Source organism: Priestia megaterium (genome assembly GCF_009497655.1).
Taxonomy (GTDB): Bacteria; Bacillota; Bacilli; order Bacillales; family Bacillaceae_H; genus Priestia; species Priestia zanthoxyli.
In genome coordinates this window covers 20,990-37,160 of sequence record NZ_CP023318.1, presented here as the reverse complement: position 1 = coordinate 37,160, position 16,171 = coordinate 20,990, and the positions used below count along the sequence as shown (strand labels likewise).

The window sequence follows — 16,171 nt, the reverse complement described above, 5'->3', positions numbered from 1 at the left end:
GCTCTTCTCTCTGTTTCAGTGGAGAACCACAAATTACAGGAAAGGAACGAATGTAGTGGATATAATCATACGAAATGTAAGTGCAACTGCAATCAAAAAGATTGATGAAAAGGCAAAAGAAAAAAAGATTTCTCGTCAGGAATTTTTAAAAGGTCAGCTTGAAACGCTGGCTTTTTTTCATGAACAAACCAACAGAGAATTACAGCTTGAAAACATGCTAGAGAAAGTTCTTCAAATGATGGGTCAGTGCTCAACAACAATGGAAAATATGAATGACATCATGCATGAATTGATGGGAGGAGATGAACCGTTATGATGAAAGAGCGTATGAAAGTATCGTTACCACCTGAAGTGAAAAAATATATCCAATCTTATATGAAAGAACATCACTTGTCATTTACAGGTGATGCGATTTCTCGTATCTGTCAGGAGCATGAAGAAGCGCAAAAGAGAAAGGATAGTTCAATAAAAAAGATCGTAAAAGATGTTACTCAACATATAGAGGATCTTTTACAGAAGGAACGACTTCATATTAAAAAAGAGTTGCTATATATGGAGCAAAATATTGAACGATCTACGAGGAACAGTTTAAAAGAAGTTGAGGATTATAGCATAGCAAAACGGGGTGAGCTTTTCGCTTCTCTATTGGAGGGATATGAAAAATGAATCAGTCCTCTGTTACACCAGGAGTCGTTCTTAAAACGAAATTTGTTACGTCTGATAAGAAAGCATTTCAAGAGTACGTGGAGTATGTTGATCGTGACGATGCGAAGAAAGATCAAGAAGCGCAGGAAAAACTATTTTCTCTTTATCAAGACTATATGAATAACCCTGATAAGACGTCCTCTTTATTTACAGAGCACTCAAATCAGTTAAATGAAGATGAGAAAAAAGAATTGAAAGGTTTATTTGAAACAGCACAAAAAAATAACAGTATCATGTGGCAAGATGTTATTACATTTCATAACCCTTGGCTCCAAGAAAATGGTTTATATGACGCTCATACTCATACAGTGGATGAGAAAAAATTAATGGAGATTACCCGTCAGTCCATGAAGGAAATGCTTAAAAGGGAAAGGTTAGATCAGTCAGCTATTTGGTCAGCTGCCATACACTACAATACCGACAACATTCATATTCATGTTGCGACAGTAGAACCTCACCCTACACGTGATCGAGGCAAAAGAAAACCTAAAACGTTAGATGCCATGAAATCAAAAGTGGTGAGTCAGATTCTTGAACGTGGTCAGGAACAAAAAGAAATAAATGATTTAATCCGCAAAAACATGGTAGGAAGCAAGAAACAGGATTCCTCTTTTAAATGGAGAAATCGAGAGCTTAAACCACTCTTTTTGCACATCTATAATCATCTTCCAGAAGATAAGAGACAATGGCAATACAGTTATAACACGTTGCAACCTTTAAGATCCTCTATTGATACATTAAGTGCAAAATATATTCAAAAGTATCATGCAAAAGAGTTTGAACAGTTCAATAAGAAATTGGATCAAGAGGTAGAGGTGTTAAGGAAGGCATACGGCGAAGGAACGTTTGATAAGAAACGGTATGAACATTATAAGCAAAGCAAAACAGATGAATTATATAAGCGAATGGGCAATGCTTTTTTAAGTGAAATGCGTGAGTATGATCGAAAACAAACACATATCAAAAAAGCAATAGCTTCTTCTTCTGGCGCAAAGCAAAAGTCCTATTCAGCTAACCATCTACCTGTACACGTTTCTCTAAAGAAAATGGAACGTGCTTTTAAATCAGAATATGAAAGCTGGAAAAATCAACAATATTATGAGCGTTTACAAAAAGATATTGAACAAAATCGTGAAGTCGAAAGGGGTTATTAAAAATGGAGAAATACAGACATAAGGTGACAGTGGATGAAGAAACAGAGGCATACATTCAAGAGTATATGAAGCAACATAAACTTCGTTTTGCTTCAGAAGCGATTATTGATATTTGTGAGAAATATAGAAAGATTCAAGAGCAAGAATGGTCATTGAAATATATTTCTGAAGTCGTCAGCAATAGCCTGCATGATGTCATTAAAGAAGAACTAAAAAAGATTCGTCTTGGCGCAAACAGTGCGGATAAAAACACACAAATTTTAATTGAGTATATGAATGGATTATTTGCTCATCATGGTTTTAAAGGACTTATGACGACAAGTATGAGGGAAATGGATAGTACACGAATTGCGAGAGAAGTTGTCGAAAATCGGATTGCTCATCAACGTCAAAAGAAGGTTGATGCAGAAGAATCAAGAGGGAAACAACCATCTCATTGATGGATTTATATAAAGATAGATTTAAAAATTCAGAGGAGGAATGAATATGTTTTTTAACAAAGATTTAGTGTTAGCTTCGATTAAAGCTGTAGGGGAGGATCATGCGATTGTACAGTATCAAGACAAAGAAGTAGAGGTGAATTTAAGTCCAGAAGAAGCGAAGGAGTTTCATCAATATGTGGTGCATCAAGAGAATATGTTGGTGCCCATGAATATTAAAACGCAGAAGCTTTTTGTGGATTTAGAAGAACCTTGGTATGAACAAGAATTAGAAGAGCTTAAGGGGATCTCCTATCAAGAAGAGGAGGAGAACAATGAGTAAAACGTATGCAAAAAAATCCGTTGAGGATAAGCGTAAAGAGGTTGAAGAGTTAACGAAAGGGATGGAAAAGAAAGTGGAGCAGCATTTTCATTCTGCCGAAGAACTAAAAGATTATTTATCTTTTATGGGTAAGTTTTATCAATACTCCATGTCGAACACAGCTCTTATTCAAGAACAGTTCTTTGGTGCTCAAGCAGTTGGATCATTTAAATTTTGGAAAGACAAAGGGTTCTCTGTCAATAAAGGGGAAAAGGGCATTAAGATTCTTGTACCAAACAAAACGGTTCCTAAATTTAAAGCTGATAATGGAAAGTGGAAATCGATTAATAAAGCCACTCCACAAGAAAAGAAACTCATACAAGATGGAAAAAAAGAAGTTACTCAAGGCCGACTGTACTTTTCAGTCGGTCATGTTTTCGATGTGGCGCAAACGAACGCAAAAGCAAGTGATTTACCTAAGATCTTTCCGAATCGTTGGTTAGAAGGCACTATAGAGGATTACAAGGCACTTTATAAAGGAATGGAAGCTATTGCGGAAAAGAACGGTATCTCTATCATTGCTCCTAAAGAAGAACTAGGATCTGCAAAAGGGGTTTCCTATACATTAACAAAAGAAGTTGCACTGAATCCTCGTAATTCAGAAAAGCAAAATGCAAAAACGCTGCTTCATGAACTCACGCATGCCAAACTTCATACAAAGGACACATATCTAAACTATACAGCTGCGGAAAAAGAGTTTCAGGCAGAAATGACAGCTTATACGGTTTCCTCTTATTTTGGAATCGACACCAGTTCTTACTCTTTGGATTACCTCTCAAATTGGACGAAAGGAAAGACCTTTGAAGATAAAAACAAGCTTTTAAAAGAAGTTCATGAAACGTCCGTTGGCTTTATTGAAACAATCGAAGATACCTTAGTGAAAGAACGGGAAAAAAATCAGTCACCAGAAAAAAACGAAGAAAAACAGCAGCAAACAGAGCCTCTTTCTTCTGATAATGTGCATATGAAGATGAAAGAAGGGTATGGAAATTATAGACAAAAACAACGAGAAGAATCGGCACAAAATGTAGACAGCATTCTAGAGCGTGTTACGGCTGAAGAAACCTACTATTCAACCAAAACACAAGCGATTAAAAATGGTTGGATGACAAAGGAGGAAGTCGTAAAACTTGAGCATCAGGTTGACTTAACGATGAGGAGAAATGAAAAGGGGGTCACCCATGGTCAAGTTCAAGAACAATCTCTTACTTTTCAAGACCGTATGGAAGTGGGCAGTCACATGCAATTCCAAAAACGTACAGGTACAGCTAAACGAAAAAAAGAAGAACCAGAGCTAGAAAGGTGAGGGAGCGTACATGCTCTCTTTTTTTTGTGTCCAAATATGAATTAAATGGAGGAATCGATCATGCAAAAAGTAACATCTCTTTCAAATGACCAATTTAAAACGCTTGTTTCCGATAAACGAGAATTAAAGAAGTTTATGAAGCACCCACAAAATGAAAAAATCGACGCAGATTGGGCGAACATCAGTGAGAAACAGCTGCAAGACATTCCTTCTGGTGCTGTTTACTTAACACAATCAGCTCTAGGAGAGGAAAAACCGCAGGTTTTACTTGTTTCTACGGATGAAAAAGGGCAAAAACAAGCCTATAAAAGTGAATCGACAGTTGATTTTTTGAGAAGTCATGATGTGAATCCTGTTTTAGAGAAAGATCGAGAAACGCAGCTCAAAACAAGCTACCTTACGTTTTTACAAGCTCATGAAAAAGAAAAGCCTCAAGATATTGATAGTATGTTAGCCCGTGTGAACGTAGAAAACGATTATGTCATGTTGAAATCCAGTACTTTAAAGGAAAAACAGTTCACTCCTGACCAATTGAAAGGAATGGAAAATGAACTTTCTCATCAGTTCCAAGCACGAAAACAGGCACAAGAGAAGGAGCAATATCAAGAAGATTATAAACAAGAAGTACTAGAAGTTATGCAGCCTAGTGAAGAAACACAGTATAAGCAACTATTTAAACAAAGCTTGTTGGCCCAATTAGGCATATCAGATGAAAAAGATTCTTCTAAAGAAGTGAAAAAGGAAGCTGAATCAGAAAAGGATCCTGTCGAAAAACAGCTCAAGCAAGAAACACCTCAAGAGAAAGAGCAGCGTTTGGCCAAAATGAAGGAGTTTGAACAAAAGCATTCCTTTGATAAGGTATACAAATTAAAAAAAGAAGTGCTGCAGGAATTAAAAGAGCTGAATTTGACTTATTCTCAACGTGAGAAGTTAACGAAGCTGGAAAAGGCTTTGGACACAGAGAAAAAGGATCACGACAAGCAGAAAAAAGAAGAGAAATCACAAAATGGATTTACCAAGTTTTTTGCACGGAATAATGGAGCATTTTCTTCAAAAAAACAGAAAGACCAACAAGAAATAGAACGTTAATAATGGCAAAAGTTTGAAAAAGGTAAGAGGGCTAAATATTATATTTAGTCCTCTTTTTTCATAGGGTGAAAGAGAAGGAGGGATTAGGTGGGAGAACGAAAACACGTCAATGAGGGGGAAATCATGAAAGCGCGCGATGTTGATTTGTTGTCGTATCTAGAAGCCAAAGGCGAAATCTTTGTAAAAGAAGGTAAGTATTATCGTCATACGGAACATGATAGCTTACTCATTAAAGGAAATATGTACGCTTGGAACAGTCGCAATGAAACAGGGTATGGAGCGATCAGTTTCGCTCGAATGTATTATGGGATGTCATTTCCACAAGCCGTATTAGATATCAACAAAGGCGATTATAAAGAGCTTTCTCAGTCGCAAGAGCAACCATCGGTTTCACCATCAAAAGAGCCTTTTCGCTATCCAAAAGAGTTAGAAGTAAAGGATCAAAACAAAGTAAAAGATTATCTCATAAAAGAGCGTAAAATAGATCCTCGGTTAGTTGACTGGCTTCTTCAAAAAGATTTAATCGCCCAGGACAAACGGAATAATGTGGTGTTTAAGTGGCGTGAACATGGAGGTAAAGGAAAGGTAATTGGGGCAGATCGGCAAGGCACAGCTTGGATAAGTAATAAGCGTGGTTCCTTTAAACAAGTCTTACCCAACGATAACCCACATACAGGCTTTTCAGTTGATGTTGGTCGCCCAAATAAGATTCATTTCTTTGAAAGTCCCATTGATCTCCTTTCTTATTGGAGTATACAAGAAAACCAATTGCAGAACACACGACTCATTAGTATGAATGGATTAAAGCCTAAAACCGTTGCTCAGTCTTATATTGAAGCTCGAAGAGAAGGGTTAGGCATTAAAGAAATGGTGTTAGCTGTCGATAATGACCAAGGAGGAAAAGAATTTATTGACAAAATGAACCAAATCGTTAATGCTGATTTGATAAGAGCAGATATTCCAAAGGGAGCGAAAGACTGGAACGACGAATTAAAGAAGAATGGTAAAAGCATTCAACCTGTGGCATCACGTCTCCGGAATAAACAAACTGAACAGGAGCTTTCAATGAATGGATAAAGTGTTTCAAGCTGTATTTTATCTCTTTCTTATCATGATTTTAGTGAAACTTTCTCAATTTGCTTACCGTGTCCTTCGTGAACGGAGGTATATGAAAGAGTTAGCTCAATCGGGTATGCCCTATATTGATAAAATGGATGGTTATCAATTCGAAATTTACTTGCAGGCCCTTTTCCAACAGTTAGGATATAAACCTCAAGTAACCAAAAAGTCTGGTGACTTTGGGGCTGATTTAGTGATGAAAGGCAAAGAAAGAATTGTCATTCAAGCTAAACGATATAGAATTAAAAATCGGGTCAGTATTTCAGCTGTACAAGAAGTGTATGGGGCAAAAGCGTATTATAAAGCGAATCAGGCGTGGGTCGTGACCAATAGTTATTTTACGAAACAAGCGAAAGAGCTTGCAGCTGCATGTGATGTGACTTTATTGGATCGGGCGGATCTTCAAAAGTTTATTAATGAAGTCAATCCCGTTTTTAAGGCACGGGAAATCTTTGAAAATATCACACCAGAACCTCGTAAATGTCCAAAATGTGGGCAAGATCTAGTCGTACGAGATGGGAATGGCGCTCGCTTTTTTGGCTGTTCCTCTTTCCCTTCTTGTCGTCATACGGAAAAAATTAATAAGGAAGTAAGTAAGAGCAGACCTTCAGGATAGCAAGGTCTGTTTTTTCGTGCTCCAAAAAAGTATCTGTAGGAGTAAAGAAATGACGCTTTTGTTAGGTGTTGAAATTTGCATCAAATGAGCCAGTTATAAGCAAAACAAAAGTTAATTTCGTCAGAGAGCGTTTCTCTGCATGTCAAAATCGTCGATTAACTAGGTTTTTATTTATAAATAATTGTGACGAAACAGCACTTTCTAATTAGAAGGTGCTGTTTTCGTTTCTTATAAAAATATAAAAAAGAGGAGAGTTTTTATGAAGAACATGTTTATGAAATCAATGACCGTTCTTACATTATTAATGGTCGCATTATGTGGAGTAAATCAGGGGAAAACAGAAGCAGCAAGTAAGCCAGCGAATCAAGATTTGATTATTATTAACAAGTACTACAACAAGCTTGCCTATTTTCACAATGGCTATATTGAAATTGTTGATCCAGTAGCAACGGGTAAAACATGGGATAAAACACCTGTTGGCTTTTTTAAAGTCGTGAACAAAATTAAAAACCGTCCTTATTATACAGGACGTATTCCTGGGGGCGATTCTCGTAATCCGTTAGGGAAACGTTGGTTAGGGTTAAATGCTAATGGCACTTATGGTGATACGTATGGTATTCACGGCAATAACAATGAAAATAGCATTGGGAAATACGTGAGTCAAGGTTGCGTGAGAATGCATAATGCAGACATCGAAAAGCTTTATGATAAAGTTCAAGTAGGCACACCGGTTGCCATTACGTATTCTTATAAAAGCTTCGTTGATCTTACAAGCGTATACGGTTATAAATTCAAAGGCTATAAGATGAAAAACAATTAATATCTGAGCAGTATTCCATGTTTTTTTAACATGGAATACTGCTTTTTTTTATTGATAAAATGTTTATTTTTTCCCCATATACCCTTGTAAGGGTTATTTAAAAAGTGTATAATATCCTTATAAGGGTTGGGGGTGGTAACATGAATAAGCTTGAAAAAAAGGCTATGAGAAAATTAAAGAAAGAGTTCGAAAAGCTATCTCAAGAAAAACAGGATCAAGCAGCGTTTTACATCGATAGGCAAGATGATAAGCATTACGTTTGGGACTTTGAAATTGAGAATAGGCGTTTTGAATGGATTTACGTCTACGAGACAGGGATCATAGTAAAGTGTACGAAGTGAATCATACTTGAATCTAACTATGGAGGAGATGTTAATATGAAGATATCTACTAAAGAATGGTTAACATTGAGTAAAGAAATTCGTGAAAAATTGATTAGACTTGCATTCTTAGAAAATCGAAACAAAATAAATACCCTTCGCTAACTTAGGACATTAGCAAGGGGCAATGTGAAACGTTAATATCGCAAGAGGGAATCTAGACCATTCCCTTTTGCTCTTCTTTTTTAGAATAACATAAAAAGGAGAACATTACAGTGAAAGAAATAGAAAAATACATGACACCAATTGAAGCAGCTTTTGTTTGGGGGATTAGACGAGATAGCTTAAAAAATAAGTTTAGCCCTTCAAAACTAAATAAAGAAAAAGAAGAAGAGTTAAATCAGATGATTGAAGAAGGATTGATTAAATTTTTTCTCCATCCAGATAGAGAACGGAAAGAATGGATTATCAGTAGAGAAGCCATGATAAAGTGGTTTGGAGAACCTAACAGTAAGGATTAATCTTTAAAGGAGATGAGTGAATGATTGGGAGCGTCTTTTTAAGTGGTATGACTGACGTTGTTCACAACTTTTTAATTTTAGTCATAGTAATTGGGGCTGCGCTCGCTTTGATACCCGGTATTGGCTATTTAGGAATATGGGTTTTCGGTGGAAAGCAGATGAAAAAAGAATGGTCTTCATTTAATAAGCAAGAAAAGAAGCAGGAACAATTAAATGTACTTAAATATATAATGCCATTTATCATAGTTGTAGCTATAATTTTTGTTTTTATCTCGTCTACTATTTTTATAGGGGACTCCTTAAAATAAAAAATAATTACAAGCAAAAAACCTTAGAAGAACTAAGGTTTTTTATTTAAATGCTATTCATCTTCCTGTTTATGTTTCCTCAGATTATCGTTGATAAATCAAGGATGAATAACAAGCTGCATAAAGGAAAAAAGAGGACATCTTAGAACTCTTCGGGCATAAGGGTTCTCTTTTTTCTGTGTACCGGGAAGAGTGATTATGGTAACTAACTCTGTATACCATATACATTAAAATCATAGTTTGAATAACGATTTCGCTTATAATTTTCTTAATTAATCACATAATATTTTAAAGTGTTCTGTAAACCAGTTATCCCACTTACCACTGCTGCTTTGTTGAATACCTAATCTAACTGCTTCATCAGCTGTTTGGCCTACTAGACACAATTCTTTAGATTCGTCTTCTACTAAAATATCATCGAAATTCATTTGTCCATCGTATATTTTCCCACACAAAAAGTCAATTTTATCTGGATAATCTATGTTGAAAGAGCTCTTGATACATAACACTTTTATTTTTTTGACCAATTTCTAACACTCCTTTTAATTCTATTTTAATATGTTAGATGGAATTTATGGTATTATTTTCTATATAGAGGGGGGAAACATGAGCAAAAGGGGTAAAGGTTTTTGGGTAGCTTATTTAATCTTTGCAATTATTATGTTTTTTATTTATAGATATGTTCCAGCTGAAAATGGATTTATTGTGATTATCATATTCCCATTAGTTTATTGGTTTATCTATGAATTTATATTGACACCTAAGAAAAAGAGAAAGAGCACCGATAAGTAATCAGGTTCTCTTTTAGTACCTAAAATATTGATCATGTTAACTATGGTTGTATTTGACATACATTCTGAACTAATACGTAAACTTTAATGAAATGTAATTATAAGGAAAGAGAAAAGAAAGGAGAAATGCATTTGTTTTTAAATTATCTTGGTATGCTAACAGGGTTTTTACTAGCTCTAGCAAACATTTTAAACTCTGGATTTGAAGGGTTTATGCGTTGGTTGATGGTTGTATGTGGTTTATTAATATTTATGTGCCATTTAAAAATAGTATTAGATAAAAAACATAATAGAGCTGTTAATAAGAATGAAAACAATACCTAATAGAAAGAACTTTGGAGGACAAGTTTCCTATGACTTCTTTAATTAGTGGTATACTACTGTTCTTTTATCTTGCTCTTATGAAAGTGAGCTGCGAATTTTTATTTAGAAGAATGAGCCAAAGAGCTTTCAGCTATGAAGTTTGTTTAATGCCCTGTTATCTGCTTGTATTTACTACATCTTGTTCAATATATGCTTTCTCTTTCAAGTTTCCTGGAAAGGTATTTATTACACTTACAATGTATATCTCCTTAATACTGTTGGCTTTGCTTATATGTCTGAGATTAATCAAAATCATTAATGTTGGATGGTACTATAGTATTCTAAGTAAAATAAGAAGGTGAAACATTTGAAGCAAAAATTCCGCGTTTATTTTATAACTTATCCAATTGTTTGGATTGTTGCTTCTGTTTTATGGTTCTGGTTTAAGAACATGAAAGAAAATATTGTTAGCTCTATGGCTATTATTGCTGTTTACTATGTAATTATGAGTATCATGTTCTCATTTAATTTTAAAAAAGATAATAATTCAAATTCAGTTGGAAAATAAAAAACCTTATCTATGAATAGATAAGGTTTTTTGAACAATTAGGATGGTGATCATGTTAATTACTCTTGAATATCACATACACGTTTTTCCAAACTTTTCATTTAGAGAAAGATACTTTTAATACAGACCTTAAATATAAAACAGATATTAGTAACAGAATGCTGACTATACGAAATCCAGAATCATTGATGATATGTAGCTCATACCGTAAACCAATTAATATCAAAACTGCTGTTACTACACTGAATAAGAAATAGATATTTTTCATAACACACCAACTCATATATTTTCTTTAGATTACCTTAATTGTAACAAATTATATTATGATCCAGTAGGATTAATAAATCTATTTATTCTTGCTACCTGTAAGGTACATTATGGTAACTACCTTTGTATGGAGTATACACTTGGATTTAACCAATTGGTATTCTTTACTATTCTAAGTTTACAATATAACAAAAAGGTCTCGATACTCGTCCAAGACCTTTTTGTTATGTTTATTTATTAGCATTAATAACTTCTCTTATATTATCAGTACTGTAATACTCTTTACCATTAAAATTATGTATAGTTAACTGTTTTTCAAATTGATCAAGAAAATCTTGAACATCCTTTTTTCTGATGCCTAGAAAATTATTTAACTCTTCTTTTGAGATTAATAAGCCTCCGTTATACAATTTAGAGCCATTACCGTTACCGGATTTAACTTTTACGCTTTCTAACACATAATGGCCAATTGTTCCTAAGGAACCAACAATAATGAGACCAAGCGTAAATAAATTATCCATACCCACACACTTACCACCTTTCATTATAAATTGTAGTACAATAGAACAATTCAAGGTAACATTTTACCAAATTATACTTAAATTTACTATTGTTAATACATAAATCTTTCTTAAGTGTGTTAAAAGGAGTTATATTTATGTTTAGTCTAAAGAATTTTTTATCCAATATGAGAGGATGTATATTAATAGATATACAAAGCAAGCATTTTAGAAATAGGTGCTTTTTTCTTATTTTATTAAGTTAATTCTATTTCTAAACAATGTCATTCATTAATAAAACGTATATGATATAATTTGGTAAATTTTGAAAAAAGTAAATGAAAAGGAAATATACCTATGTTTAATAAGAAAAGAACATATCAAGTATTAATAGCTATTACTGGAATTGCATATTGCATTTATAGTTACACCTTAAAATCTAGTGTAAGCCAGTCTACAAATTCCTACATTGTATTCCCTGTTAGTATTGCATTGCTATTATTTTTTGCATTTATGTACATTAGATTAGATAAAAAAAGTGACTAAAACAAAGTTTAGTCACCTTAGATTATAGAAGTGTAGCCTACCCAAGCGAAGCCTTAAATTAACTTATTTAAGGCTTCGCTATTTCCTAGAATGTCGATTATGTTAATTACGCTTGTATAGAGTATACGTGCTGTCTATCTAATGTGAAGGACTCTTTTTCAATCTATAATTCCATAAGATTGAGCAAATCCCGAAGGGAACAGAACAACTTAAAGCAAGAATACAAATACGTTTGAATGCCAACAAATTTACGCCGTTTGTACCATCATCTAAGGAGATAATAAGTGAAACTATCGTTGCACCTATTACTCCCAAAATAATGTATAGTGCTATTTCGATTAATTTTTTATATTTCCCATTTCTATTTTTAATTAAGATATCAATCAAAATAGATGATGGTATGCCTAACACAGTAACAATTGGAACAATATACATTAATCCAAAAACTAAGCCAGCTATCAAATTATTAAAAGTGATTTGTTCATATGAAGTATCAAAGGTTGCTACAGCAACTACTAAGCTACCACATAGAGAAGAAATCAGCACTGATATGATTTTTTTAAACATAATATAATCTCCTAGTAAATTTCTTAATTTATATATAATAGCATTTTTAGTAAATAAACACTCTATTTTTATTTACTACCGAGAACGCACATTATGTAGACTAAAAATAGATATGTTAAATATGTGTTATAATGTAATTATAAGGGAAAAGAGGGTGTTTATATGTTTACAGTGGGGATTGATGTTAAGAAAACAGAAAAAGAATTAATTATAAAATGGCAACTTGCTAAATTTAATATTGCACTAGAAGATATTATTGAAGTTACGGAAGACGATACGTATGGCGGTAAACAAGCTGATGCAATCCGTATAGGTCCTCCATATGGTACGACTGATCGGATTTTCATTAAAACTAAGAAGCAAGATTATATACTCTTCACTACAAATAGAGCAACAATCCTAAACAGAATAAACTCATAATCGAAAGTGTTTATGTACATATAATAGCCATATCTAACCATAGATATGGCTATTAATATTTTGCTTTACTACTAACAATTTTGATTATGGTAACAATGGTTGGACATGACATACATTCTGAATTAATACGTAAACTTTGATAAAATGTAATTATAAGGAAAAAAGGGGAAGGGGTTATTTTTTGTTTATTAATTTTGTTGGTATGTTATCAGGTCTAATAATAGCCTTAGCAAACATTTTCGATTCTGGCTTTCATGGATTTATGCGTTGGATAATGATTATTTGTGGTTTATTAATGTTTATTTCTCATTTGAAACTATCTTTAGATAAAAAGAAAAATGGAGTAGCTAACCGAGATAAATAAAAGACTTAAAATCTTTATGAAAAGGTTGATAAAATGAAAAAATCGTTGTTCTTAAATGAAAATTTTAAAATTTTATGGACCTCTCAGATTTTACAGACGTTAGCAAATACCTTATTAACCATTTCAGTTATGGTTAATGTCTACAAGCAAACTAATTCGGTATTAGGTTCAGGTGCTGTACTAGCATTGACTTCTCTTGCAGGATTTCTAAGCAATTTATATGCTGCTAAGTATATTAATTCATTTCATACCTTAGCTTTATTGAGATTTGTAGGATGGTCTAGAGGAGTTTTAACTTTAATATTAGGTGGATTAATTGTAACTCATTTTACATTCTCATTCATTTTATTATTAATTGTTTTATTTGTATTAAATTTTATTGGGGCTTGGTATGCACCTGCTCGAATGTCTGTTATTCCTCTAATTGTAGAAAAGAAGGAATATATTAGAGCGAATGGTAGTCTATCTGTGGTTAATCAAATTTTATTGGCTGGTCTTTGGGGAGGAGGAGGTATCTTAATCTTACTTATCTCTCCGTTTGCTATGATTCTTTTAATAATGGGTTCTTTTTTTGTCTCCGGCTTTCTAATTTATAAGATTGAATTACCTCATAAAGACGCTACATTAACAGTTAAGAAAAAAGCCCAACCATTGTGGAGTTCAATTTATAAATCTCCCATCCTTATAAATATTACTATTATGGACTTTTTTGAGGCTTTAGCTAATGCTATATGGTCTTCTGCTTTATTATTAGCATTTACTCATGATGTACTAGGCAAGGGAGAAGATTGGTGGGGGTTTATTAATGCGTCTTACTTCATTGGTGCTATTCTAGGAGGATTAATTGTTGTATATTTGTCAAGAATTTTAGAAATGAAAATGGGATACATTATAGCCTTAAGTGGTTTGTCTATGGGACTATTCACATTTATGTTTTCAACAACTTCCAGTGGAATACTTGCACTTATTTTTTGTTTATTAATGGGTCCTTTATATCAAATCAGAGACACATGTCAGGTAACGGTCTTACAAGATATTATTAAACAGTCTGAACTTGCTAAGGTCACAGCTGCTCGGAACATCATACTTACTCCTTGGACAGGTGTTACCTATTTAATAATGGGATATTTAGGAGATATGTTAGGTGTAAAATTTGTTTTTATTTTGGCAGCTGCTCTTTATTGTGGTTCAGCTATCCTGGCTTTGTCATCAAAAACTTTAAGGAACTATAATATTAAAACTGTAACGGAGCAAGAATCTCACTCTATAAAAGCTTAAGCACTTATATTACAAATTTCTAACCTGCCGATAATACGTTTTATGTTAACTAAGTTTATATTCGCTGTTAAAGAAACAAAAAAGAGACCAAGTATTTACTTGGTCTCTGCTAATTATTTTTCTGGTTTGATATAAGGAACCATTTGTGCGGTGGCTCCTACAGAAGCGCCACGAATGAAATCTTTATTTTCTAATGCTTTAAAATTTTTGGTTTGGCCTGTCACCATCACCCCTAGAATTTTAACTTTATCAAATGATTTGTCTTTGTTTGATGCTAGGAACTTCTGAATTGTTTCATCTTCAGCATTATATTTTTTTAGGTTCTTGGTAAATTCGTTGTAGCTCTCCTTAGGTGAACTAGATGGGTTAAACCCATAAACAGGCATACCAGTAGGTCCCTTACTTTCATCTACAATAGGTGACGCCATATACAACCATACAATATTCAAATTATCAGGAATTTGTTTTTGTATTTCCTCTAATGTATAGGGTTTTTCAAAAGAAATAGCCACTTCTGCAACGTGATTTTTCATTTTTGAGACTGCATTTAAATCGTTTTTAATTCCCCCATAATAATCTTCAATAGATGGATTATAAAAAGTACCAACTTTCTGTTTAGTTTGTTTATCATAATGATAAAGCTCATCATCGTGCGAATAGAAAGCTGGGACTAATTCATTACTATCAATATGGGACATAAACCAACCATATGAACTTGTTAGTGTGCTCCATTGAACTATGTAGCCATCAATATTTTTGGAACGATTTGTCACAATATTACCCCCAAATACTGAACTACTACTTCGTACTTGAGAATCAATTTGGATATTTGGTTCGGCAATCTCATTTTCTAAGAAAAGTGCATCGCTAAGCCTTGTAGTATTTTTGGTTACAAAATAATTGCCAACCCTATAAAGGGCTGCTAATGCTACAATTACAACCACAATTGATATAATGACTATTTTAAGAACTTGCTTGCGTTTGGCTTTTTGCAAAGCTTTCTGTAAAGAACTTTCCATTAACGTTTCCCCCCTGCTTTTGATTGAATCAAGTTACGAGCACGATATAATTTTTGCTTCACACTATTTACTTTAACGTCTAACATAGATGCAATTTCTTCATATGAAAAATCATAGTAATACTTTAGAAAAAAGACTTCTTTGTATTCTTTTCTTACATCCCTTAACAAAAAAAATATCTCATTTTTATTTAAGATGGCATCGAATTCACAGTCTGTATATTGTAATTTTGCATAAGTTTTCTCTGTTAAATAGATGTTTTGCTGTTCCTTTTTTCTCTTCAAGTCTATGTATTCATTCAGTGCAACTCTAAAAAACCAAGGACGTAATGTGCTCTCTTTTAGATCATCTAATAGTGTATATACCTTGTAAAAAGTATTTTGAATGATGTCTTCTGCATCTTCCTTTGTAGCGCCCTTAGCTAATAATAGTTTGAGCACTTCCTCTCCTAGATCGATAAGGTAGGAGGCGAGTATATCTTCTTTTTTCATTATTTATCCTCCCTGTACTTATACAACGAATAAGCCGTAATAAATGTATACACTTAAAGACGAGAAACAGAAAATTTTTGATTATAAATAAAAGGAGCACCGGTTCTAGAACCAGTGCCCCTTTTATTTACTAACTATAATCCATTTTATAGTGAATAAGAATCAATATCTTATACTTTTTACCACTATCCCTATCTTACTTAAGGTTTTACTATGTTATAATTATAGCCTTGTTTACATTTATGGTTAATAAATGATAATTAATCACATAATGGTAATTTTTATTTAACGGTAGGAG

The 16,171-nt window shown here is 33.4% G+C and carries 23 protein-coding genes and 1 pseudogene; 19 read left to right on the top strand and 5 right to left on the bottom strand.

Annotated elements, in window-relative coordinates:
• The first annotated feature begins 55 nt into the window (after nt 1-55).
• The 13 genes and pseudogenes from CEQ83_RS26005 to CEQ83_RS25945 all read left to right on the top strand — a co-directional run bounded on the left by CEQ83_RS26005 (nt 56) and on the right by CEQ83_RS25945 (nt 8,759).
• The gene (locus CEQ83_RS26005) at nt 56-316 is read left to right on the top strand and encodes a hypothetical protein (RefSeq protein ID WP_061859916.1); all 261 of its coding nucleotides are present in this window, start codon (nt 56-58) and stop codon (nt 314-316) included.
• The gene (locus CEQ83_RS26000) at nt 313-666 is read left to right on the top strand and encodes a hypothetical protein (protein ID WP_099331412.1); all 354 of its coding nucleotides are present in this window, start codon (nt 313-315) and stop codon (nt 664-666) included. Before CEQ83_RS26005 ends, CEQ83_RS26000 begins: the two co-directional genes overlap by 4 nt.
• Entirely contained in the window at nt 663-1,859 is a 1,197-nt protein-coding gene (gene mobP2 / locus CEQ83_RS25995) for a MobP2 family relaxase (protein ID WP_099331411.1), read from the top strand. Before CEQ83_RS26000 ends, mobP2 begins: the two co-directional genes overlap by 4 nt.
• Before the next feature lie 2 nt (nt 1,860-1,861).
• On the top strand, nt 1,862-2,299 hold the full coding sequence (locus tag CEQ83_RS25990; protein WP_099331410.1) for a hypothetical protein: 438 nt from the start codon (nt 1,862-1,864) through the stop codon (nt 2,297-2,299).
• A gap of 46 nt (nt 2,300-2,345) precedes the next feature.
• The gene (locus CEQ83_RS25985) at nt 2,346-2,621 is read left to right on the top strand and encodes a hypothetical protein (protein WP_099331409.1); all 276 of its coding nucleotides are present in this window, start codon (nt 2,346-2,348) and stop codon (nt 2,619-2,621) included.
• A pseudogene (locus CEQ83_RS25980) lies at nt 2,614-3,582 on the top strand (ArdC-like ssDNA-binding domain-containing protein); the annotation flags it as partial. The gene CEQ83_RS25985 and the pseudogene CEQ83_RS25980, both read left to right, overlap by 8 nt.
• 444 nt (nt 3,583-4,026) lie before the next feature.
• Nucleotides 4,027-5,055 carry a guided entry of tail-anchored proteins factor 1 gene (locus tag CEQ83_RS25975; protein ID WP_155017601.1) on the top strand — a complete coding sequence of 343 codons (1,029 nt, stop codon included), beginning with the start codon at nt 4,027-4,029 and terminating at the stop codon, nt 5,053-5,055.
• 123 nt (nt 5,056-5,178) lie between these two features.
• Nucleotides 5,179-6,132, top strand: a complete 954-nt coding sequence (locus tag CEQ83_RS25970; RefSeq protein ID WP_099331487.1) for a DUF3991 and TOPRIM domain-containing protein — start codon at nt 5,179-5,181, stop codon at nt 6,130-6,132.
• The gene (locus CEQ83_RS25965; RefSeq protein WP_099331407.1) at nt 6,125-6,790 is read left to right on the top strand and encodes a restriction endonuclease; all 666 of its coding nucleotides are present in this window, start codon (nt 6,125-6,127) and stop codon (nt 6,788-6,790) included. The genes CEQ83_RS25970 and CEQ83_RS25965 overlap by 8 nt, the downstream gene beginning before the upstream one ends.
• Before the next feature lie 259 nt (nt 6,791-7,049).
• Nucleotides 7,050-7,610, top strand: coding sequence for a L,D-transpeptidase (locus tag CEQ83_RS25960; protein WP_099331406.1), 561 nt, complete (start codon nt 7,050-7,052; stop codon nt 7,608-7,610).
• A gap of 140 nt (nt 7,611-7,750) precedes the next feature.
• A complete protein-coding gene (locus CEQ83_RS25955) occupies nt 7,751-7,951 on the top strand; it encodes a hypothetical protein (RefSeq protein ID WP_099331405.1) in 201 nt (66 codons plus the stop codon).
• Between the two features lie 254 nt (nt 7,952-8,205).
• Nucleotides 8,206-8,451, top strand: a complete 246-nt coding sequence (locus tag CEQ83_RS25950) for a helix-turn-helix domain-containing protein (protein WP_099331404.1) — start codon at nt 8,206-8,208, stop codon at nt 8,449-8,451.
• A gap of 20 nt (nt 8,452-8,471) precedes the next feature.
• Nucleotides 8,472-8,759, top strand: coding sequence for a hypothetical protein (locus tag CEQ83_RS25945; protein WP_099331403.1), 288 nt, complete (start codon nt 8,472-8,474; stop codon nt 8,757-8,759).
• Nucleotides 8,760-9,031: 272 nt separating this feature from the next.
• On the opposite strand, the gene CEQ83_RS25940 is transcribed toward CEQ83_RS25945, so the two are convergent.
• Entirely contained in the window at nt 9,032-9,286 is a 255-nt protein-coding gene (locus tag CEQ83_RS25940) for a hypothetical protein (protein WP_098113963.1), read from the bottom strand.
• A gap of 79 nt (nt 9,287-9,365) precedes the next feature.
• On the opposite strand from CEQ83_RS25940, the gene CEQ83_RS25935 reads away from it, so the two are divergent.
• From CEQ83_RS25935 to CEQ83_RS25925, 3 genes are all read left to right on the top strand, one after another.
• Entirely contained in the window at nt 9,366-9,551 is a 186-nt protein-coding gene (locus CEQ83_RS25935; protein ID WP_098113962.1) for a hypothetical protein, read from the top strand.
• Between the two features lie 131 nt (nt 9,552-9,682).
• Nucleotides 9,683-9,874: a hypothetical protein gene (locus CEQ83_RS25930; protein WP_048018885.1), complete on the top strand. Its 192-nt coding sequence runs from the start codon at nt 9,683-9,685 to the stop codon at nt 9,872-9,874.
• Nucleotides 9,875-10,220: 346 nt separating this feature from the next.
• On the top strand, nt 10,221-10,421 hold the full coding sequence (locus tag CEQ83_RS25925) for a hypothetical protein (RefSeq protein ID WP_048018884.1): 201 nt from the start codon (nt 10,221-10,223) through the stop codon (nt 10,419-10,421).
• Nucleotides 10,422-10,918: 497 nt separating this feature from the next.
• Here CEQ83_RS25925 and CEQ83_RS25920 read toward each other — a convergent pair whose 3' ends face one another.
• Both CEQ83_RS25920 and CEQ83_RS25915 read right to left on the bottom strand, forming a co-directional pair.
• Nucleotides 10,919-11,215 carry a hypothetical protein gene (locus CEQ83_RS25920; protein WP_098113961.1) on the bottom strand — a complete coding sequence of 99 codons (297 nt, stop codon included), beginning with the start codon at nt 11,213-11,215 and terminating at the stop codon, nt 10,919-10,921.
• Nucleotides 11,216-11,872: 657 nt separating this feature from the next.
• Complete coding sequence (locus CEQ83_RS25915; RefSeq protein WP_155017600.1) at nt 11,873-12,301, bottom strand: hypothetical protein; 429 nt, start codon at nt 12,299-12,301, stop codon at nt 11,873-11,875.
• Nucleotides 12,302-12,463: 162 nt separating this feature from the next.
• Here CEQ83_RS25915 and CEQ83_RS25910 point away from each other — a divergent pair, with 162 nt between their 5' ends.
• From CEQ83_RS25910 to CEQ83_RS25900, 3 genes are all read left to right on the top strand, one after another.
• Nucleotides 12,464-12,721, top strand: a complete 258-nt coding sequence (locus tag CEQ83_RS25910) for a SunI/YnzG family protein (protein WP_098622474.1) — start codon at nt 12,464-12,466, stop codon at nt 12,719-12,721.
• A 181-nt stretch (nt 12,722-12,902) separates the two neighbouring features.
• Nucleotides 12,903-13,085, top strand: coding sequence for a hypothetical protein (locus CEQ83_RS25905; protein WP_155017599.1), 183 nt, complete (start codon nt 12,903-12,905; stop codon nt 13,083-13,085).
• Between the two features lie 33 nt (nt 13,086-13,118).
• Entirely contained in the window at nt 13,119-14,363 is a 1,245-nt protein-coding gene (locus tag CEQ83_RS25900; RefSeq protein ID WP_155017598.1) for an MFS transporter, read from the top strand.
• A gap of 113 nt (nt 14,364-14,476) precedes the next feature.
• Here CEQ83_RS25900 and CEQ83_RS25895 read toward each other — a convergent pair whose 3' ends face one another.
• Nucleotides 14,477-15,382 (bottom strand): anti sigma factor C-terminal domain-containing protein, encoded by a 906-nt coding sequence (locus CEQ83_RS25895; RefSeq protein WP_155017597.1) that lies wholly within the window; start codon nt 15,380-15,382, stop codon nt 14,477-14,479.
• On the bottom strand, nt 15,382-15,873 hold the full coding sequence (locus CEQ83_RS25890) for an RNA polymerase sigma factor (protein ID WP_155017596.1): 492 nt from the start codon (nt 15,871-15,873) through the stop codon (nt 15,382-15,384). The genes CEQ83_RS25895 and CEQ83_RS25890 overlap by 1 nt, the downstream gene beginning before the upstream one ends.
• Nucleotides 15,874-16,171: the final 298 nt, after the last annotated feature.